Below are 19,726 nucleotides of genomic sequence, written 5' to 3' on the forward strand. Positions count from 1 at the left end.
CGGATCACTCTGTCGCTGTCAATTTGTGGGGACGTCTTCGACCACACCCACGATCGGCCCCAGTGAGAAGCCGACATCAGACCGGTTGCCAACCCGTTCATACATCCGCGAGATATTGCCATCCAGGAACAGCGCATTCGGTGTTTTCAACACATCCCGAAACAGGCTGCCGAATTCGTGGAAGGTGACGTAGTCTTCCGAGATCGCAAACACCGCGCGCGTACCATCGGTGCTAGTGCCGACCCCGTTGCGCACGTAGCGCGAGGTCGAATCGGACAGGAAACGCGGGTGCAACTCGCCGTCAATCACCAGCATTGGGCCGGATTGGGTGGCAAAACGGCACCCGGGCGTCTGGTCCAGATAGTCCAGCGTTTCGAACACATCGGCGCGACCGTCACGGATGCAGAACACGCCGTTGGGCAGCAGGCCGAAATTGCCGGGGCCGGCATTGGGGATCACGCGCATTTGCTCCTGACCCTCTTCGACATAATGGCCGACCGGCGAGCGGTCGTCGTGATACATGCCCGCGTTCATCGCAAAGGCCAGCCGTTTGCCGCTGGGGGCCAGCGCCTCGTTCACCGATGAGAAATGCCCCAGTAGATCGCCGTCTTCATCGTTCAGAAACAGGCGAAGGTCTTCGGATGCGGCATCCACTTCGCAGATGGTGTACCGCTTGTCCTCGTGGGTCAGCTTTTCACAGGTGACCGCAGAGGCCTGCGCCGCCCAGAGGACTGCGCCCAAAGTGACCAGACTGCGGATCACTCGTCCAGATCGCGGCGTACCGCGTCCTGTTCGAACATCCGGCGGGTGTCGTCCAGACGGTCGAACGTGTCATCCAGACGGAACCGCAGATCGGGTGAAAACTTCAGACCAACCTTCTTCCCAACCATGCGCCGCAGCTCACCCTTGTTGCGGGCAAGCAGGTCGATCACGTCCTCTTGGCCCTTGCCGCCCAGCGGCAGCACATAAGCGGTGGCGATCTTCAGATCGGGCGAGGTTCGCACCTCGCCTACGGTGATCGACATTCGGTTCAGGTCGGGGTCGTGGACATCTCCGCGCGCCAGAACCTCGGACAGGGTGCGGCGGATCAGTTCGCCGACGCGCAGCTGTCGTTGGGACGGGCCGGGGCCATCGTGGAATTTGTTCTTTGCCATACACCCCGATCTAAGCGCAAAGCGGGGCTTTGCCAAGCGGGCGCGAACGGGGTAGGAGGCTTTGAGCCGACTTTATGAAAGGGACCAGCGAAATGACCCATATTCCGGGTATCGTCATCACAGGGGCTTCGGGCCGTATGGGGCAGATGCTGATCAAGACCGTGACCGACAGCGATCAGGCGCGTCTGGTCGGTGTGGTCGAACGCGCAGGTCACGACTGGATCGGTCAGGACGTAGGCACGGCGATGGGCGGACAGGCGCAGGGCGTCATCGTGACCGACGACCCTCTGGAGGCGTTTGCGCAGGCGCAGGCAGTAATCGATTTCACCGCGCCCGAGGCAACGCTGGAATTTGCCGCCCTGGCCGCGCAGGCGCGATGCGTCCATGTGATCGGCACCACCGGCATGAGCGATGATCAGATCGCGGCGCTGGAACCGGCAGCGCGCCATGCGGTGATCGTGCGGGCCGGGAACATGAGCCTCGGTGTCAATCTGCTGGTGCAACTGACCAAAAAGGTCGCCGCTGCGCTGGATGAGGATTTCGATATCGAGGTGATCGAAGGCCACCACCACCACAAGGTCGACGCGCCCTCTGGTACCGCCTTGATGCTGGGCGAGGCCGCGGCCGAGGGGCGCGGGGTCAATCTGGTGGACGTGTCCGACCGGGGTCGCGACGGCATCACCGGTGCGCGTCAACGCGGCAATATCGGTTTTCACGCCATTCGCGGCGGAGACATCGTCGGCGAACACGATGTCCTGTTCGCTGCCCCCGGTGAACGTATCGTCCTGCGCCATCTGGCCACCGACCGCGCCATCTTTGCCCGCGGCGCGCTGAAGGCAGCGCTGTGGGGGCAAGGTAAAGCGCCCGGTCAATATGACATGGTGGATGTGCTGGGGTTGTAAATTAATAATACGCGCTCACGACAACAAAAACAAAGAACGCTAGAATCCAAAACAACACTGCAACAAAAAGCGATGCGAACTGTAGCATGGCAAAGTGAAAGTAATTGCTATTCGGGACGATCCGAATCCCATTGGGTACGTTCAGATCGTTTTATTGCATGCCCCGTGGGCATTCAGAAGCAATTGTTTGCGTGTCGGCGGAAAGCCCCGTGTTCTGATCCAGAACTCAACAAACTCTTCCCGAAACTTGAAAATTGGGAAGGCCGACGTGAGAAAAATCATTGCGCCCCATGATGTAAGAACGATGACGACCACGTACCCGACTAAAATGAGAATCAAAGTCAGCAACCCTAAACCCTCGCAATCACGCAGCTCAAATTAGCGAAACGAGGTCAGTCCGGGCGGCTCGGTGCCGTCCAGTTCGACCTGTGCGAACAAGGCGCCCAGCCGCTGATCCCAGGTTGGGAACTGGCCAGTGACCGCATAGGTCAGGCGCTCGGCTCCGATGGAGATCCCCAGCGGCGCGGCCTCTCCGCTGATGACGATCTCACCGATTTCGGTCCAGTTGGCCGATGGCGGATAGGTGCCGGGGGCGGGTTCATCCGTTTCCCCCACGCGGTAATAAACGCCCATGGTTACGATGTAGTCTTCGCCAAACGGATCGGGGAAGAAAAAGCCCGAGGCATCGCGTGCTGCCAGGGCTTCGGCCTCGTCACGCAGCAGGACTTTTTCCGCAAAAGGCAGGCCCATCTCGTCCAGCACCGGGCGCATGTCTTCGGATTGCGGCACGCTGACAAAGGCGATGCGGGACGGGTCGAGACCGAACCCCTCGGTCAATAGGCGCATCATCAGGCGGGTCGCAGCCTGACCATCGGCGTCCTTAGGGTGACAGCCGACCTCATGGAACAGGGGCAGCACGTCTGGGCGGTGTTTCTCGTCTACATCCGCCACCCGTGCCAAGGGTTGAATGACAAAGGCGTTGGACGGCAGTGCGGACTGATCAAAATCGTGCCGCAAGCCACCGTTATAATCCGCGTCCCCGGATACAATCGAAAGCGGATCGGACTCGGCGAAGCCAAGCTCTGCGAATAACGTTTTCAGGCGCGTGAGCGTATGGCTGAAGCCCTGTTCAAACGCCTCATTTTTGTCGGCTGCAGCAAGCGTTACATGCGGCAGCAGCGTTCCGACTGTTGCCGCGGTTCCCAACTGGACGACCCTACGTCTGTTCAGTCCCATTTGATGCCTCCCATGCCCGTTGGACGTGGGGCGAGCGTATCACAGATGTTGGTGGCAAGGGTTAAGGGTTTCAGAAAGCGATTTTTTAGAGATCCCGAACCTGGTCCGCACGCAACGGGCAGGCGAGGTAGACGCCGAATTCCTTGCCGATATCCGCGCTGACCCGTGCGTGAACCGCGCCTTGTCTGTCAAGGAAACGTTGGTTGTCCTCAGCGGGGAAAATCCCCTCATGCCAAATGCCGGGATGGATATAGAGCCCGCGCGAGCCGTCGCACCAGAAGGCCACCACCTTGTCGGGCGTCAGGTTGTCTCCGGGCAAAGCGGCGGGGATGATGAAAGGCTTGTTGTCCAGCGGCCAGAACATCTGTCCGCCATCGGGGTGGTAATTCATGTGCCACAGCAACACCTGATCGCGCGGCGCGGTTTGGCGTTCCGCCTGCGCCTGCTGCGGATCTGTCGACCAGCCCAGCACATAGTGACCGTTCACCGCTTCGTTCCGGCCATAGAGCACATCGCCCTTCCATTCACCGTGGAACGTGCCCTCGACCCAGCCGCCTTCGTCACCGGTGCCCTCGTCGATGGGGCGCCAGCCTTGCTGCGGCCAGCGGGTGATCTCGATCTCGAACCCTTCGGGGTCATCGACCAGACAGCCATAGCCTTTGACCGACTCGTCGGTGGCGCGGATCAGCGGAACCTCGTGCCACGGCAGCGAGGGTTTGGTGCTGGCCTCAAAGATGTATTCCGGCGCGTTCATGACGTAACCAAATGTTTGTCGACCATGCGTTGCACCATCGGTGCGAAATGGCCAAAGTCGGGGGTTTCCATGTCCGGGCGCTTGCCCGCTTCGTCCAGATAGCGGACCTGAATGATTTCCTTCAGGTTCGGGTTGGCCTCGAATGCGGCGACTTCCTCGGCGCTCATCGGGCCGCCCTGCAATTCCAGCGTATGGACCGAGGCGGCGGAGAGGCGGTTGAAATACTCGGGCTTGGTGGCGCAGAGATAGCGTTTGGCCGCCACGTGATAGCGGCAGCAATCGGTGATGACCGAGGGGAAGAACTGCTCCAGCACCTCGGCCCCCGCATCCTCGTGATGGCGGTCTTCGGTGTCGTCGGGGTGATAGGTGCCGAACTCGGAGGTGAAATGGCCGATATCATGCAGCAACGCGCCGACGATGATTTCCTCGGGCATCCCGTTCTGCTCGGCGATGGTGGCGCCTTGCAGCATGTGTTCGGCCATGGTGACGGGCTCGCCCAGATATTCCTCGCTGCCGCGGCGGGTGAAGATGTCTCCGATGAAATCGACGATATTGTCCCGGTGCAGGGTCGAAAAATCCGGTTTCATTCCGCTGCCTCCGGTTGGGCCATATCCATTGCCGCCAGTGTCGACAGCAGCCCGTCCTTGTCAGCGTAGCAGCCTTGCAACCAACGTGAGCCTGCGCCGGAATAGCCCAACCGCGCATGCAGAACGCGGGTGTTGTCGACGATGAAGCTCTCACCCGGTTCCAGCTTGAACGACACGCCCATGGCCGGGTCATCGATGATCTCGCCCAGTTGACGGTAGGCGGCGTAATAGGCCTCCATCCGGTCAAACGGGATATCGACCAGCGGCGCGGTCGAGCGGTTGTTGAAGCGAATGCCGATCAGTTCTCCGTCCGGCGACAACTCGATCATCGGGCGGCGCGAGCGCAGGCAAACGCCATCCGAGCCCTTGTATTCGAACCGCGCCGGGTAGCCCGCCAGTAGGGCAAAGCCCTCGGGGTTCTGCGCGCGCAGTTTCTCGGAGGCGCGGAAACCGTCGACCACGATCGAGTCGCCGCCCTCGGCGCTGTTTTCCAGACAATACAGGATCTGCAGCGTCGGCACCGGGTCGCGATAGGGGTTGTCGGTATGGGCCTGCAAGCCCAGCCCGGTATAGGCGAGGTTGGTCGGGTTCACCTCGGTCCGGACCTCGAAATAGGGGCCGTAATTGGTCTGACGGACATAGCCGAACAGATCGGCCACTTTCAGCAGCGATTCCGGTTCGGTTGGGCCGTTGGTCAGCTTGGCAAAGCCGAATTCTGCCACGGCGGCCAGCCAGTCCCGCTTGGCGGTGGGGCTGGTATGCACCGCGTCCCAACCCGCGCTGGGCGCATCGATGCCACGTTCCCATGTGGTGACACCGGGGGCGATTCGGCCAGTGTCTTGCACCGCGTCACGGTCATAGATGTGATCGACCAACCAAGCGGCGGGGAAGGTCACGGTTTTGTCTTCCGGCTGGAAGGTGACGCTCAGATCGCCGTTCAGAACCTCGGCAACGCTGATCGCGGTATCGGCAGGAATGTCGCCGATTGTGATCAGACGTTGGCCGTTGCCCGGTGCGCGGGTCTCGGGGTCCAGCGCGTTGTCGCGCAGCCAGATGGCGTGGAAACGGGCCTGGGTGCCGGTGTCAAACTCGACGGTCACGACCGAGGCATCATGGGTGGCGGTGCGCAGCATGGGGGTCTCCTGTTCGGCGCGGCTTTGCTTGAGGAAATACGCGCCCCATGGCATTACGACAATTAATCCTTATTGCTGCTGAGGCTTGGAAAAACTTATGGCTAAGAAAAAGATCGGATTGCCGCCTTTGGACTGGTTGCGCGTGTTCGAAGCGGCCGGTCGATTGGGTGGGTTTTCCGCCGCCGCCAAAGAGTTCGGGCTGACTCAGGCAGCCGTCAGCCAGAGGATCGCAAATCTTGAAGCGTGGCTGGGTCGGACGCTGTTCGTGCGCGAGGCGCGGGGTGTGTCGCTGACGGTTGAAGGCGAAAGCTATCTGCCACTTGTTCAGGATAGTTTGCAGGCGTTGGAGCGCAACACCGAGGATCTTTTTGGCAAGTCCCCGCGTGAGCTGCGCGTCGCGGGCCTGTCCTCCCATATTGATGCGCTGGTTCTGCCGTGCCTTCCCGAGTTCCTTGAGATGCGGCCCAAGGTGCAGGTCCTGACGGATTCCGTGGCGCGCCGATCTTCGCTGGATGAGGAAAAGACATGGCTGCAAATCCGCTATGGTCGTGGCGCGTGGCCGGGGCGCGAGGCCGCCCTGATCGCGCAGGAGGTTCTGGTGCCGATGGCCGCGCCTGGAGTCGCGTGGGGAGCGCCGCTGGTCGATCAGCGCGGCGAGCGACCAGGCTGGCGCGAGTGGGCTACGGTTGCGGGAATGGATGATTTACCACACGCTCGGGCCAGCTTCGATTCAATGGGTCACGCGATTGCGGCGGCCCGGCAGGGGATGGGGGTGGTTCTGGGCTCGGTGCCGTTGGCGTCGGGACAATTGCGCAGCGGGCAATTGTGCAGGCTGGAGCTGCCGAAGCTGGAAACGCGCGAAGGCTATTGGCTGACCTGGCCCGAGGATCGGGTGCGGTCGAAGAAGCAGCGCGCGTTGATTGACGATTTTCTGCAGGCGCTGCGGGGCTGAGCGATCAGAAGTCGATCGCGATGCCTTTCTTTTCCCAATCGCCGTAACGGGCCGGGTCGGGACCATCGCGCCCACCCAGTTCCTTGGGCATCTCTTTTGCCTCAGCCTCGGCCTTTTTGCGGCGCTCCTCGGCCTCGGCCAGCGCGCGCTGGGCGGCAGGGGGCAGGTCTTTGCGGTCGTCGCTCATGACATCGGGTTCCTTTCCGTGCAGGGTCTTGATATACGCCCCCGTCCGCGTTTGGCAATGCGGGCGAGGGTCACATCAGAGGCGGTTCCATGTCCGACAACGCTACAGCGGCGCGACGCAGCGCGATCTATCTGCTGGATCAGATTCTGGGGGAAGGCCGGTTGCTGTCCGAGTGTGTGGCAGCAGGCGCGTTGGATCGGCTGGAACCGGAAGATCGCGCGCGGGCGCAACGCCTGACGTTGGAAACCCTGCGCGGGCTCGAACGCGCCGACCGTCTGCTGGACAACCACCTGAACCGGACGCCTGCGCTGACGGTCCACAACGCGCTGCGCCTCGGCGCGGTCGAGCTGTGCCACGGAGAGGCCGCTCATGGTGTGGTCAATTCCATGGTCGAGATCGTGGGACGGTCGCGCAAGCATGGCCGCCTCAAAGGCCTGGCCAACGCGGTTCTGCGTAAAGTGGCCGCCGAAGGGCCCGATGCATGGCCCAAGATGCGGGTGCCGCGCTTGCCCGAATGGCTGCGCGAGCCTTTGATCATGGCTTGGGGCGCCGAGGCCGTCGCAGGCATGGAGCATGCCCATTTTACCGGTGCACCGCTGGATATTACCTTAAAGCCGGGCGCAACCGGCCCCGGAGACACGCTGCCGACCGGGTCACTGCGGGTGCAGGATGCGGGGCAGGTCTCGACCCTGCCGGGGTTCAACGCAGGCGACTGGTGGGTGCAGGACGCGGCGGCGGCGTTGCCGGTGCAGGTGCTGGCACCCAAAACCGGTGAAACCGTGCTGGACCTCTGCGCCGCGCCGGGGGGCAAGACGCTGCAACTGGCCGCAGCCGGGGCCAAGGTCACTGCGCTGGATATCTCGGACTCGCGGCTGGAGCGGGTGCGCGAAAACCTCAAACGCATCGGCCTGAAAGCCAACGTCATCGCGGGCGATGCACTGGAGCATCAGGGCCAGTACGATGCCATCCTGCTGGACGCCCCCTGTTCGGCCACAGGCACCATTCGCCGGCACCCGGATTTGCCTTTTGCCAAGGACGGCTCGGAATTTGGTGGGCTGATCGAGTTGCAGGCTCAGATGCTGGTCCATGCCTGGACCCTGCTGAAACCCGGCGGACGGCTGGTCTATTGCACCTGCTCCCTGCTGCCGGATGAGGGCGAGGTTCAGGTCGAAGAGGCCCTGGAACAGTATCCGGACATGGCGGTGGATCGCGATGCGTTGAACATCGCCGGGATCGAGCCGGGCTGGATCACCGAAGAGGGCGGCCTGCGCCTGCGACCCGATTATTGGGCGGATCGCGGCGGGATGGACGGGTTCTATATCGCCTGTCTGAACAAATCCGCCTGACGCGACGCTTTTCGGTGACTTGACGATCCGTGCGGTCTATCGTTGGGTCTCAAGCGCCAGCAGAGCGCAAGGGGCAGAGTAACGAGCGTCATGTCGAACTCAGATACCATGACCAACCGGTGGGCACGGTTTCAGAACCGTCTCTATGCGCGGTTGAGCCAGCGGCGCAAGGCGGTCACCGGGTTTGTGTCCGAGCCTGAGCCGCGCACTGTGGGATCGTTTGCGCGTGGGCGGCAGCTGGTTGCAGGTAATCTGCTGTTTGCCGGTTTTCTGGTTGAGGCACAGGATACCAACCTGTGGGACGTCACCGCCCCAAGCACTGGTTTCGACGATGAGCGCCACGGCTTTTCCTGGTTGGATGATCTGGCCGCTGTCGGGGACATGCGGGCGCGGGATAAGGCGCAGCGCTGGGTCTGGGGCTGGATCGAGACGCACGGGCGCGGGCAGGGGTACGGATGGGCACCCGAATTGACCGGACGGCGGGTGACGCGGTGGATCAACCATGCAGTGTTCCTGTTGCGGGGTATGGATGAGAAACAGGTCAAACTTTTCTTCCACGCGCTGGCGCAGCAGACATGGTTCCTATCCAAACGCTGGCAGGCCGCCACGCCGGGGCTTCCTCGGTTCGAAGCATTGGCCGGGCTTGTTCAGGCTGGACTGGCGTTGAAGGGGCTTGAACAGATGGCCGATCCGGCCCTGCGCGCATTGGCGAAGGAATGCGAAAAACAGATCGATGCAAAGGGCGGCATTCCAACCCGCAATCCCGAAGAACTGTTGGATGTCTTCACCCTGCTGTCGTGGACTTCGGCCGCGCTGGGTGATCTGGGGCGGGGGACGCCTGCCGCTCAGGCCGATGCGATTAAGCGGATGGCGCCCACGTTGCGCAGCCTGCGCCATTCCGATGGTGCGCTGGCCCGGTTTCACGGCGGCGGGCGCGGGGTTGAAGGCCGTCTGGATCAGGCGCTGGCCCAAAGCGGGGTTCGACCGCAGCACGCGCGTGGTTTGGCAATGGGGTTTGCCCGTCTCTATGCAGCTCGGACCAGCGTGATCGTAGATGCCAGCGCGCCGCCCAAGGGGGCCGCATCCTTGAATGCCCATGCTTCGACCCTTGCGTTCGAACTGACCTCGGGGCGGCGGCCTCTGATTGTGAATTGCGGCTCGGGCGGAAGCTTCGGGTCTGAATGGCGGCGGGCCGGGCGTGCGACACCGTCGCATTCAACCCTGTGTCTGGATGGTTATTCCAGCGCCCGGCTGGCTCCTGCGGGGAATGGCGACGAGAGCGAGGCGCTGATCGATGCGCCGCAAGAGGTACCGGTGGATGCTGAAGAGGCATTCGAAGGCACGCGCTTTATGGTCGGACATGATGGCTACACCAAAACCTTCGGCCTGACCCATGCCCGTACTTTTGAGCTGCGGTTTGACGGGCGCCAATTGACCGGCGAGGATATTCTGCTGACTGCCACCGACAAGGCCAAGCGGCAGTTCGACAAGGCGATGGATGCCTCGGGCCTCAAGGGCGTTCGCTATGACGTCCGGTTTCACCTGCATCCGGATGTGGACGCGGCCATCGATTTGGGCGGCGCGGCGGTGTCGATGGCGCTCAAAAGCGGTGAGATCTGGGTTTTCCGCCATGACGGTGTTGCAAAATTAGCCGTCGAACCAAGCGTTTATCTTGAAAAAGGTCGATTAAAGCCACGCGCGACAAAACAGATCGTTCTATCCGGGCGCGCAATGGAGTATGCGACCCGCATCCAGTGGACGTTGAGCAAGGCGCAGGATACAGCCTATGCCGTGCGCGACCTGCACCGGGACGAGCCCGAGTTTGACTGACGCCAAAAGGACCTTTGGACCCATGACCGACCTTCACCCCGTGCGCCGCGCGTTGCTTTCCGTATCCGATAAGACCGGATTGATCGAACTGGGACAGGCGCTGTCCGAGCGCGGGGTCGAGCTGCTGTCGACCGGCGGCACCGCAAAGGCGCTGCGCGATGCGGGGCTTGCAGTGAAGGATGTGAGCGAGGTCACCGGTTTCCCCGAGATGATGGATGGCCGCGTGAAAACCCTGCACCCGATGGTGCATGGCGGCCTGCTGGCCCTGCGGGACAATGACACTCACGTGGCCGCGATGAACGAACACGGCATCGGCGCGATCGATCTGCTGGTGGTTAACCTCTATCCGTTTGAAGCCACTGTCGCCAAAGGCGCCGACTACGATGAATGTGTCGAGAATATCGACATTGGCGGCCCTGCGATGATCCGTGCGGCGGCCAAGAACCATGCTTTCGTCAACGTTGTAGTAGACGTCGAGGATTATGAAAAACTGCTGGGCGACATGGATCAGCACAGTGGCGCGACCTGCCCGAAATTCCGCCGCAAGCTGGCGCAAAAGGCCTATGCCCGTACCGCCGCCTATGACACTGCCGTGTCCAACTGGCTGGCCGACGCGCTGGAGCTTGAAGCCCCCAAACGCCGTGCCTTTGCCGGTGAGCTGAAACAGACTCTGCGCTATGGCGAGAACAGCCACCAGCAGGCGGCTTTCTATACTGATGGCACTAACCGTCCCGGCGTTGCGACAGCCGTGCAGCATCAGGGCAAGGAACTGAGCTACAACAACATCAACGACACCGATGCGGCATTTGAGCTGGTGGCCGAGTTCGACCCGGCACAAGGCGCAGCCTGTGCCATTATCAAACACGCCAACCCTTGTGGTGTAGCCACAGGTGCGACCTTGCTGGATGCTTATAAGTCGGCCTTCGATTGCGACCGCACATCGGCCTTTGGCGGGATCGTGGCACTTAACCAGCCGCTTGACGCCGAAACCGCGCAGGAAATCACCGGGATTTTCACCGAGGTTGTGATTGCTCCGGGCGCATCGGACGAGGCCAAAGCGATCTTTGCCGCCAAGAAGAACCTGCGCCTGCTGACCACCGAAGGTTTGCCGGATGTGACCGCAGGCGGCAAAACCGTGCGTCAAGTGGCCGGTGGCCTGCTGGTGCAGGACAAGGATAACGGTTTTGTCGGCATGGACGACCTGAAGGTGGTCACCAAAAAGGTCCCGACCGATGAGCAGATGCGTGACCTGCTGTTTGCCTGGAAGGTCGCCAAACACGTCAAGTCCAATGCCATCGTTTACGTCAAGGACGGCGCGACCGTGGGCGTAGGTGCAGGACAGATGAGCCGCCTGGACTCGGCTATGATTGCCGCAAAGAAAGCCGAACGCATGGCCGACGCGCTGGGCCTGCCGCAGCCGCTGACCATTGGCTCAGCTGTGGCCTCGGACGCGTTCTTCCCCTTCCCTGACGGTCTGATGGAGGCCGCCGAGGCGGGTGCCACCTGCGTCATCCAACCCGGCGGCTCGATGCGCGACGATGAGGTGATCGCAGCTGCGGACGAGGCCGGTCTGGCCATGGTCTTTACCGGCATGCGCCATTTCCGTCACTGATGCGCTATCGCCTTCTGTTCTGGGCCGCGCTGGCCGCGTTTCTGATCGACCAGGTCAGCAAGTATCTGGTCGTTCACGTTATGCGCGTGGCCGAGGGTAATATCGACGTGCTACCACCTTTGCTGGTATTCAAATACGGCGAGAATCGGGGCATCAACTTTGGCCTTTTCCAAGGTGATACCGACACTGCCCGCTGGGTGTTGATCGGCGTCTCGCTGGTCATCTCGGTCGGTGTGCTGATCTGGCTGATGCGCACGACCCCGTCGAAACTGATGCTGTTCTGTGGCGGGTTGCTGATCGGCGGGGCGCTGGCGAATGTGCTGGACCGGGTGATCTATGGCTATGTTCTGGATTTCCTGAACATGTCCTGCTGCGGCATCAACAACCCGTTCGTGTTCAATCTGGCCGATGTGTTCATCTTTGCAGGTGCCATCGGGCTTGTGTTGTTCGAGGGCAAAAAGCCCTCGTGACGCGCCGGGTGATATGCGATAAAAGCGCCTGAAACTGGCTGGAGACTCTGATGCGGTTGTCGCGATCCATTTTTGCTGTGACACTGATTCTTGCGGTAGCGGGATGTGCCGATATCGGTTTGCGCCATCTTGAGGCACCGGGACAGGGGCCGGATGAATTCTCGGTCATGCCGGTGGAACCGCTGACCCAGCCCAAGGACCACAAGTTCCTGCCTGCGCCCACGCCGGGTGGGACAAACCTGACCGACCCGAACCCGAAGGCGGACGCAGTCGTGGCACTGGGCGGCAGCGAGGCAGCATTGAATGCCAATGCCGCCATCCCGTCCACCGATGCAGCGCTGGTGACGGCCTCTAGCCGCTATGGTGTTCCGTCCAACACGCGGCAGGTTGTCGATACCGAAGATGCCGAATTCCGCAGAAAGCAGGGCCGCCTGACCCGCCTGCGCCTGTTCAAGGTGGACCGCTATACGCAGGTCTACCAGCGTCAGGCACTCGATGCCGACGCGCAAAACGAAGCGGCGCGCCGTGCGGGGATCGAGACCCCTTCTGCACCCCCGGCTGATGAATAAACCTTAACTTTCCGTCATCGGCCTTGAACCTGCGCCGCACCACCGTAGTTTGAACATCATTAAACGAAACGGAGGACGCCCCATGGTTCGGGCTCTGGCCTTGTCTGCCGCCCTTTTCGCCGCCACCCCTTTGATTGCCAAAGAGGGGCACGAGGCGGTCACAACCTTCACGCTGGACAACGGCATGGATGTCGTCGTGGTCGAAGATCACCGTGCGCCCATCGTACAGCACATGGTCTGGTATCGTGCCGGATCTGCGGATGAGCCGGTCGGCTCGTCCGGTGTGGCGCATTTCCTGGAACACCTTCTGTTCAAAGGCACCGATACGCTGGCGCCGGGTGAGTTCTCGGCTACCGTTGCAGCCAATGGCGGTAATGACAATGCGTTTACGTCTTATGATTACACCGCTTATTACCAACGCGTCGCCGCAGACCGGCTGGAATTGATGATGCGGATGGAGGCGGATCGGATGCGCAACCTGCGCCTCAGTGAAGAGGACATCGTCACCGAGCGCGACGTGATACTCGAGGAACGCAATCAGCGCACCGACAACAGTCCGCGCGCTCTGTTCGGCGAGCAGATGAGCGCGGCGCAGTACCTCAACCATCGCTATGGTGTGCCGATTATTGGCTGGCGGCACGAGATGGAGACACTGGACATGGAGGATGCGTTATCCTTCTACCAGACCCATTATGCGCCCAATAACGCCATTCTGGTGGTGACCGGCGATGTGGAGCCCGATGCGGTCAAAGCGTTGGCCGAGCAGTATTATGGTGTCATCCCAGCCAATCCTGACCTGCCCGAACGATTCCGCTCGCAAGAGCCGCCGCAGACTTCCGAACGTCGCCTGACCTTCAAGGATGCGCGGGTGTCGCAGCCCTATGTGCAGCGCAGCTATCTGGCGCCCGAGCGTGATCCGGGTGAGCAGGAGAAAGCCGCGGCGTTGTTCCTGCTGGCCGAGTTGCTGGGCGGCAGTACCACGTCATATCTGAACGAAAAGCTGCAATTTGAACAGCAAATGGTCGTTTATGCCGGGGCCTTTTACCGAGGTGTGTCGTTGGACGACACAACCTTCGATCTGCTGGTTGTTCCGGCGCAGGGCGTGTCCCTGCAAGAAGCCGAGGACGCGATGGACCAGGCTGTGGCTGATTTTATCGCCGATGGTGTCAACGAAGAAGATCTCGACCGCATCAAGATGCAACTGCGTGCGGCCCAAACTTTTGCGCGCGACAATGTGGACGGGATCGGCAACCGATATGGCCGCGCCCTGACCAGCGGTCTAACGGTCGAGGATGTGAAGGCCTGGCCCGATGTTCTGCAGGCCGTGACGGGGGATGAGATCATCGCCGCGGCCCGCGAGGTACTGCAATCCGAAGCATCGGTCACGGGCTGGCTGATGCGCGACGATGAGGTGACGCAATGAAACGGATTTTCGCAACCCTGATCGCCTTTGTCATCGCGTTGCCCGCATGGGCCGAGATCAAGATCGAAGAGGTCACCTCGCCCGGTGGTATCAAAGCCTGGTTGGTCGAGGATCACTCGATCCCTTTCACCGCTCTGGAGATGCGCTTTCGCGGCGGCACCTCGCTGGACGAGCCCGGAAAACGTGGCGCCATATACTTGATGAGCGGGCTGATCGAGGAAGGCGCAGGTGACATGGATGCCCGTACTTATGCGCGCGAACTGGAATCGCTGGCGGCCTCGTTCAGTTACAATGCGTCTGATGACTCGGTCTCGATCTCGGCACAATTTCTGACCGAGAACCGCGATGAAGTGACCGACCTGCTGCGTACCACCATTCACGAGCCGCGTTTTGACGAGGATGCAGTAGAGCGGGTGAAGGCGCAGGTTCTGTCCGGCCTGCGGTCCGATCAGACCGATCCCAACGATATAGCCAGCCGTAATTTCGCGCAGGTGGCCTATGGCGATCACCCCTATGGCACCGAGGGCAAGGGCACGATTGAAAGCGTCAGCGCGCTGACCCGCGCCGATGTCGTGACCGCCTATGACAATGTCTTTGCCAAGGATCGGCTTTATGTCGGTGCCGTGGGTGACATCACCCCTGACGAACTGGGTGTGTTGCTGGACAAGTTGCTGGCTGATCTGCCTGAAACCGGCAAGCCGATTCCGGACCGTGCCGATGTGAGCATCCCCGGCGGGATCAGCGTGGTTGAGTTTGACACCCCGCAATCGGTGGCCTTGTTCGGCCATGCGGGTATCGACCGCGACGATCCCGATTTCTTTGCCGCCTATATCATGAACCACATTCTGGGTGGTGGTGGGTTCGAAAGCCGCCTGATGCAGGAAGTGCGCGAAAAACGCGGCCTGACCTATGGCGTGGCGACCTATCTGGTACCCAAGGATTTGGCCTCGGTCTATATGGGGTCCGTGTCCTCGGGCAATGACCGCATCGCCGAAGCGGTCGAGGTGATCCGCGACGAATGGGCGCGCGCTGCGACTGAGGGTGTGACCCAGACCGAACTGGACGAGGCCAAGACCTATCTGACTGGTGCCTATCCGCTGCGGTTCGATGGCAATGGCCGGATCGCCGGGATCATGGTCGGGATGCAGATGGAGAACTTGCCCATCGATTACATCGCCACCCGCAACGACAAGGTGAACGCTGTTACTCTGGACGAGGTAAACCGCATGGCCCGCGAGTTGCTGGACCCCGAAGGACTGCACTTTACAGTCGTCGGTAAGCCCGAAGGGCTGGAAACCACGAATTGATGAAAAGGGGGCTGAGTACGCCTCAGCCCTTTTTCCCTGCCGCGCTGCGCAGCATCTGCCCCATCATCTGACCAAATTTGCCCGAGCCGCGCTGATACAGCGCCCCGTCCACGGCCAGTACCGTGCCGCTGATATAGCTGGCCAGATCGGAGCTGAGGAACAGGCAGGCATTGGCCACATCCTGCGGCTGACCCCAACGGCCCAGAGGCACATCGCGGCGCAGTTCTTCATGGGCGTTTTCGGTGGGTGCCAGACGTTTTGCGCCTTCGGTCCCTTCGATGAAGCCCGGAACAACCGAGTTCACCCGGATGCCTTCAACGCCCCATTCCATCGACAGGGTGCGGGTTATTTGATCAACGCCTGCCTTGGCGGCGCAGACATGGGCCTGGCCCTCGTACGGCAGATAGGACTGCGGGGCCGAGATGTTGATGATGCTGGCGCCGGGGCGTTTGAGATAGGGGTAGGCCCCTTTCATCACGTGGACCGTGCCCATCAGGTCGATATCGATCACGGTCTTGAACGCATTGACCGACATCTCGGCCGCAAGTGCGGGGAAGTTGCCCGCCGCACCGGAAACCAGCACGTCGAAATCACCGAACGCGTCGTGGAACTGTTTCAGGCCCGCTGCCACCGCCTCGGGGTCGCGCACATCAAAGGCAGCACCAATGGCGTCAGCCGCGCCCGTAGCCCTCAGCGCGGCGACCGTTTCATCCACCTTTTCCTGGGAACGGCTGGCGACGGCCAGTTTGGCACCCGAGGCCGCAAAGGCCTCGGCAATGCCGCGATTGATACCGCTGGTGCCACCTATGACGATGACGGTTTGTCCTGAAAAATCCATTTAGGCCTCCCTTGGCGGGAGCCCTACTCGCCGTAGGGCACCCAGATGTTTTTTACTTCGGTCGCAGCCTGCAGGAAGCGGCGCGAATGGTCCACGCCCCAATCAAATGCCGTCGCGTTATTGACCCAGGTCCGTTTCAGGTTTCCGGCCGAGACGGCCTCGATCTCTTTCGACAGATCGGTGGACGAGAACGACCAGACCGCATCCACGTTCAGGTGTGAAGCCAGAGGTTTCGCCAGCTCTGCATGGCTGCCGGTCAGGATGTTGACCACGCCTGCAGGAACGTCGGACGTCTCGAGGATCTGGTAGAAATCCGTCGCTGCCAGCGGATAGGGCTCGCTTGCCGCCAGCACAACCCGGTTGCCCATCGCAATTGCCGGTGCCATGACCGAGACCAGACCCAGAAGCGGCACCTCATCCGCGCAGAGCGCGCCGATTACGCCCACCGGTTCCTTCATCGCAATGGCAACGCCCCGGATCGGCACGCCGTGAACCTGACCGTCATACTTGTCAGCCCAGGCGGCGGCGGTGAACAGGCGCTGGATTGAGGCGTCTACCTCTTTCGCGCCGGTTTTCCCACCGGTCATGGCGTCAATGCGCGCAGCGAATTCGTCCGCACGGGCCGAAAGGTTCTCGCCGATGTAATACAGAATCTGCGCCCGCAGGTGACCGGTGGTCTTGAACCAGCCCTTGGCGCCCGCCGCAGCCTCAACCGCGTTGCGCACGTCCTTGCGGTTGGCAATCCCTACATGGCCCAGCAGGCCGGGCTTGCCCCAAACAGGTTTCGAATAACCGCTGTCGGGTCGTGCCTGCTTGCCGCCGACATACATCTTGGCGGTGCGGTCAATGGGATCGACCGGAGCGCCCTCGCCCATGGTCGCCTCGACCTTGGTCAGCGGCTTGGCCTTGCCTTTGGGTTTTGTGTAGGCGCTCAGCCCTTCCCAGCCGCCTTCACGGCCAAAACCGCTTTCGCGCACGCCGCCGAACCCGGCAGCGGCATCGAACAGGTTGGTGGCGTTCACCCAGACCACGCCTGCAACCAGTTTGGGTGCAATATCCAGCGCAAGGTTCACATTCTCGGTCCAGACCGTCGCGGCCAGCCCGTATCGGGTATTGTTGGCCAGTTCCACCGCCTCTTCCGGGGTACGGAAGGTCGAAGACACAAGAACCGGGCCGAAAATCTCCTCCTGCATCAGCGGGTCGGAGGTTTCGAGGCCCGAGATCAGAGTCGGCGGGTAGTAGCAGCCGTTTTCAGGCAGCTCGCATGCGGCCTGATGGATATGACCTGCGGTGTTGCTTTCGACCATGCCTTTGATGGTTTGCAACTGGACCGGGTCCACAACCGCGCCCACGTCGATGCATTTGTCCAGCGGATCACCGACGCGCAGCTTGTCCATCCGCGCGCGCAGCTTCTCGTGGAAGCGGTCCGCGATGCCCTCCTGCACCAGCAGGCGAGAGCCTGCACAGCAGACCTGACCCTGATTGAACCAGATCGCATCGACCAGCCCTTCAATAGCGCTGTCGATATCGGCGTCGTCGAACACGATGTAGGCGGATTTGCCACCCAGTTCCAAGGTCAGTTCCTTGCCCGATCCTGCGGTCGCCTCGCGGATACGACGACCGACAACGGTCGACCCGGTAAAGGCGATCTTGTCCACGTCCGCGTTCACGATCATCTCGCCCACTGCGCCATCGCCGGTGACGATGTTGACCACGCCCTTGGGCAGACCGGCCTGCGAGCAGATATCGGCAAACAGCAGCGCGGTCAGCGAAGTGTACTCGGCCGGTTTCAGAACCACAGTATTGCCCATTGCCAGCGCCGGCGCGATTTTCCACGCCAACATCAGCAGCGGGAAGTTCCACGGGATGATCTGGCCGCAAACACCCAGCGCCTCAGCGTCGGGCAGTTCACTCTCCATCAGCTGGGCCATACCCGCGTGATAGTAAAAATGCCGCTGCGCCAGCGGGATATCGATATCGCGCGATTCCCGGATCGGTTTGCCGTTGTCGAGGCTTTCCAGCACCGCAAACAGCCGCGCGTGTTTCTGCAGCAGTCGCGCAATGGCATAGAGATACCGTGCGCGGCCTGCGCCGCCCAGCTTCTCCCATTTCGGCTGGGCCTTACGAGCTGCGGCGACGGCGGCATCCACATCGGCCTGTTTCGCCTGTGTCAGCTTGGCCAGAACCTCACCCGTTGCGGGGTTGCGGCTGTCGAACCCTTTGCCGGGTTTGGTGAAGGCCCCGTCGATATAGTGGCCGAACTTGTCGCCCTGATCGACCAGCCAGGCCAGCGCCTCGGCGGCGCTTTCGGGGGCAGGGCCGTATTCCATGGTCTCGAAGATTTCTTTGACTGTCATTGTTCTTGTCCTCAGCCCATGGAGTGACGGTAGCCGGCGGAGTACGCGCCCGTTACATAGTGTTCCAACTGCCGTTCAATATCGCCCAGCAGCGACGACGCGCCAAAGCGGAACAGGTGCGGCTCCAGCCAGCGGTCGCCCAGCTCATCCTTGATCAGCGACAGGTAGACCAGTGCGTCCTTGGCCTTGGAGATGCCGCCCGCAGGTTTGTACCCGACCCGGTACCCGGTGCGGTCATAGTAGTCGCGGATCGCGCGGATCATCACCAGCGACACGGGCAGGGTGGCGTTGACGCTTTCCTTCCCGGTCGAGGTTTTGATGAAATCGGCGCCTGCCATCATGCAGACCAGCGAGGCGCGGGCGACGTTGCGCAGGCTGCCCAGCTCTCCGGTTGCCAGAATGGCTTTGACATGGGCATCGCCGCAGGCCACGCGGAAGGCTTTCATTTCGTCATACAGCGCTTGCCAATCGCCCGACAGCACGTGGCGGCGTGAGATCACGATGTCGATCTCTTCGGCTCCGGCCTTCACGCTTTCTTCGATCTCTGCCACGCGCAGGTGGAACGGAGACAGGCCAGCCGGGAAGCCGGTCGACACGGCCGCGACGGGGATGCCGGTGCCTTTCAATGCCTCAACTGCCGTTTCGATCATGTCGTGATAGACACAAACCGCGCCGGTGGTGATCGGCGGCATGTCCAGCGCCTGCAGTACAGAAGGTGCCACTGGCTGACGCGCCTTGGCGCATAGGCGGCGCACGCGGCCCACGGTGTCATCGCCGGACAATGTGGTCAGGTCGATCATGGTGATCGCCTTCAGAAGCCATGCGGCCTGATACTCTTTTTTAACCGACCGACGACCGGACAAGGTCGCCGCACGGCGCTCAATCGCCGAGGTGTTGGCCTGCACGGCGCGCACCCAGTCAAGATCAAGATCCATACCGGGGTTTCTGGGCTCGGTCACTTGCGGCAGATGCGCTGTGCGCACGGGGCTTTCTGAGCTCTGCGTATCCATCTTCACATCCTTTGGGAGGTTTGCGCCAAAATCGCACGGGTTGCGGATAAATGAAAGGC

At 61.6% G+C, this 19,726-nt stretch carries 19 protein-coding genes; 9 read left to right on the forward strand and 10 right to left on the reverse strand.

The genetic code is table 11. The annotated features are described in order from the left end of the window. Positions 1–18: 18 nt before the first annotated feature. Both ACR0IM_RS12375 and rbfA read right to left on the reverse strand, forming a co-directional pair. Positions 19–762 (reverse strand): phosphodiester glycosidase family protein, encoded by a 744-nt coding sequence (locus ACR0IM_RS12375; RefSeq protein ID WP_480682081.1) that lies wholly within the window; start codon positions 760–762, stop codon positions 19–21. Further along, positions 759–1,154 (reverse strand): 30S ribosome-binding factor RbfA, encoded by a 396-nt coding sequence (gene rbfA, locus ACR0IM_RS12380; protein WP_480592501.1) that lies wholly within the window; start codon positions 1,152–1,154, stop codon positions 759–761. Before rbfA ends, ACR0IM_RS12375 begins: the two co-directional genes overlap by 4 nt. A gap of 92 nt (positions 1,155–1,246) precedes the next feature. Between rbfA and dapB the strand changes: the two genes are divergently transcribed. Next, the gene (dapB, locus tag ACR0IM_RS12385) at positions 1,247–2,056 is read left to right on the forward strand and encodes a 4-hydroxy-tetrahydrodipicolinate reductase (RefSeq protein ID WP_480641181.1); all 810 of its coding nucleotides are present in this window, start codon (positions 1,247–1,249) and stop codon (positions 2,054–2,056) included. A 378-nt stretch (positions 2,057–2,434) separates the two neighbouring features. Here dapB and ACR0IM_RS12390 read toward each other — a convergent pair whose 3' ends face one another. The 4 genes from ACR0IM_RS12390 to tmpA form a co-directional block, all read right to left on the reverse strand. Continuing rightward, complete coding sequence (locus ACR0IM_RS12390) at positions 2,435–3,292, reverse strand: hypothetical protein (protein WP_480682082.1); 858 nt, start codon at positions 3,290–3,292, stop codon at positions 2,435–2,437. An 85-nt stretch (positions 3,293–3,377) separates the two neighbouring features. After that, the gene (locus ACR0IM_RS12395) at positions 3,378–4,046 is read right to left on the reverse strand and encodes an ureidoglycolate lyase (RefSeq protein ID WP_480682083.1); all 669 of its coding nucleotides are present in this window, start codon (positions 4,044–4,046) and stop codon (positions 3,378–3,380) included. After that, positions 4,043–4,633 (reverse strand): (R)-1-hydroxy-2-trimethylaminoethylphosphonate oxygenase, encoded by a 591-nt coding sequence (gene tmpB, locus ACR0IM_RS12400; protein WP_480682085.1) that lies wholly within the window; start codon positions 4,631–4,633, stop codon positions 4,043–4,045. The genes ACR0IM_RS12395 and tmpB overlap by 4 nt, the downstream gene beginning before the upstream one ends. Next, a complete protein-coding gene (gene tmpA, locus ACR0IM_RS12405) occupies positions 4,630–5,766 on the reverse strand; it encodes a 2-trimethylaminoethylphosphonate dioxygenase (RefSeq protein WP_480682086.1) in 1,137 nt (378 codons plus the stop codon). The genes tmpB and tmpA overlap by 4 nt, the downstream gene beginning before the upstream one ends. A gap of 97 nt (positions 5,767–5,863) precedes the next feature. Here tmpA and ACR0IM_RS12410 point away from each other — a divergent pair, with 97 nt between their 5' ends. Then, complete coding sequence (locus tag ACR0IM_RS12410; protein WP_480682087.1) at positions 5,864–6,718, forward strand: LysR family transcriptional regulator; 855 nt, start codon at positions 5,864–5,866, stop codon at positions 6,716–6,718. Between the two features lie 4 nt (positions 6,719–6,722). Here ACR0IM_RS12410 and ACR0IM_RS12415 read toward each other — a convergent pair whose 3' ends face one another. Next, entirely contained in the window at positions 6,723–6,905 is a 183-nt protein-coding gene (locus tag ACR0IM_RS12415) for a DUF1674 domain-containing protein (protein ID WP_170326393.1), read from the reverse strand. Between the two features lie 89 nt (positions 6,906–6,994). Between ACR0IM_RS12415 and ACR0IM_RS12420 the strand changes: the two genes are divergently transcribed. The 7 genes from ACR0IM_RS12420 to ACR0IM_RS12450 all read left to right on the forward strand — a co-directional run bounded on the left by ACR0IM_RS12420 (position 6,995) and on the right by ACR0IM_RS12450 (position 15,462). After that, positions 6,995–8,251, forward strand: coding sequence for an RsmB/NOP family class I SAM-dependent RNA methyltransferase (locus ACR0IM_RS12420; protein WP_480641175.1), 1,257 nt, complete (start codon positions 6,995–6,997; stop codon positions 8,249–8,251). Between the two features lie 90 nt (positions 8,252–8,341). Then, positions 8,342–10,081: a heparinase II/III family protein gene (locus ACR0IM_RS12425; RefSeq protein ID WP_480682088.1), complete on the forward strand. Its 1,740-nt coding sequence runs from the start codon at positions 8,342–8,344 to the stop codon at positions 10,079–10,081. 22 nt (positions 10,082–10,103) lie between these two features. After that, complete coding sequence (gene purH / locus ACR0IM_RS12430) at positions 10,104–11,693, forward strand: bifunctional phosphoribosylaminoimidazolecarboxamide formyltransferase/IMP cyclohydrolase (RefSeq protein WP_480682090.1); 1,590 nt, start codon at positions 10,104–10,106, stop codon at positions 11,691–11,693. Continuing rightward, the gene (gene lspA, locus ACR0IM_RS12435) at positions 11,693–12,163 is read left to right on the forward strand and encodes a signal peptidase II (RefSeq protein ID WP_480682091.1); all 471 of its coding nucleotides are present in this window, start codon (positions 11,693–11,695) and stop codon (positions 12,161–12,163) included. The genes purH and lspA overlap by 1 nt, the downstream gene beginning before the upstream one ends. A gap of 50 nt (positions 12,164–12,213) precedes the next feature. Continuing rightward, on the forward strand, positions 12,214–12,732 hold the full coding sequence (locus ACR0IM_RS12440) for a DUF3035 domain-containing protein (protein ID WP_480682092.1): 519 nt from the start codon (positions 12,214–12,216) through the stop codon (positions 12,730–12,732). Positions 12,733–12,814: 82 nt separating this feature from the next. Further along, positions 12,815–14,155: a M16 family metallopeptidase gene (locus ACR0IM_RS12445; protein ID WP_480682093.1), complete on the forward strand. Its 1,341-nt coding sequence runs from the start codon at positions 12,815–12,817 to the stop codon at positions 14,153–14,155. Then, positions 14,152–15,462, forward strand: coding sequence for a M16 family metallopeptidase (locus ACR0IM_RS12450; protein WP_480682094.1), 1,311 nt, complete (start codon positions 14,152–14,154; stop codon positions 15,460–15,462). Before ACR0IM_RS12445 ends, ACR0IM_RS12450 begins: the two co-directional genes overlap by 4 nt. Before the next feature lie 22 nt (positions 15,463–15,484). On the opposite strand, the gene ACR0IM_RS12455 is transcribed toward ACR0IM_RS12450, so the two are convergent. The 3 genes from ACR0IM_RS12455 to deoC are packed head-to-tail and all read right to left on the reverse strand — an operon-like array spanning position 15,485 to position 19,667. Continuing rightward, a complete protein-coding gene (locus ACR0IM_RS12455) occupies positions 15,485–16,300 on the reverse strand; it encodes an SDR family oxidoreductase (RefSeq protein WP_480682095.1) in 816 nt (271 codons plus the stop codon). A 23-nt stretch (positions 16,301–16,323) separates the two neighbouring features. Further along, on the reverse strand, positions 16,324–18,657 hold the full coding sequence (locus ACR0IM_RS12460) for an aldehyde dehydrogenase family protein (protein WP_480641167.1): 2,334 nt from the start codon (positions 18,655–18,657) through the stop codon (positions 16,324–16,326). An 11-nt stretch (positions 18,658–18,668) separates the two neighbouring features. Next, the gene (gene deoC, locus ACR0IM_RS12465) at positions 18,669–19,667 is read right to left on the reverse strand and encodes a deoxyribose-phosphate aldolase (protein ID WP_480641166.1); all 999 of its coding nucleotides are present in this window, start codon (positions 19,665–19,667) and stop codon (positions 18,669–18,671) included. Positions 19,668–19,726 lie beyond the last annotated feature (59 nt).

The sequence above is a fragment of the Ruegeria sp. BF6 genome, from assembly GCF_056538665.1.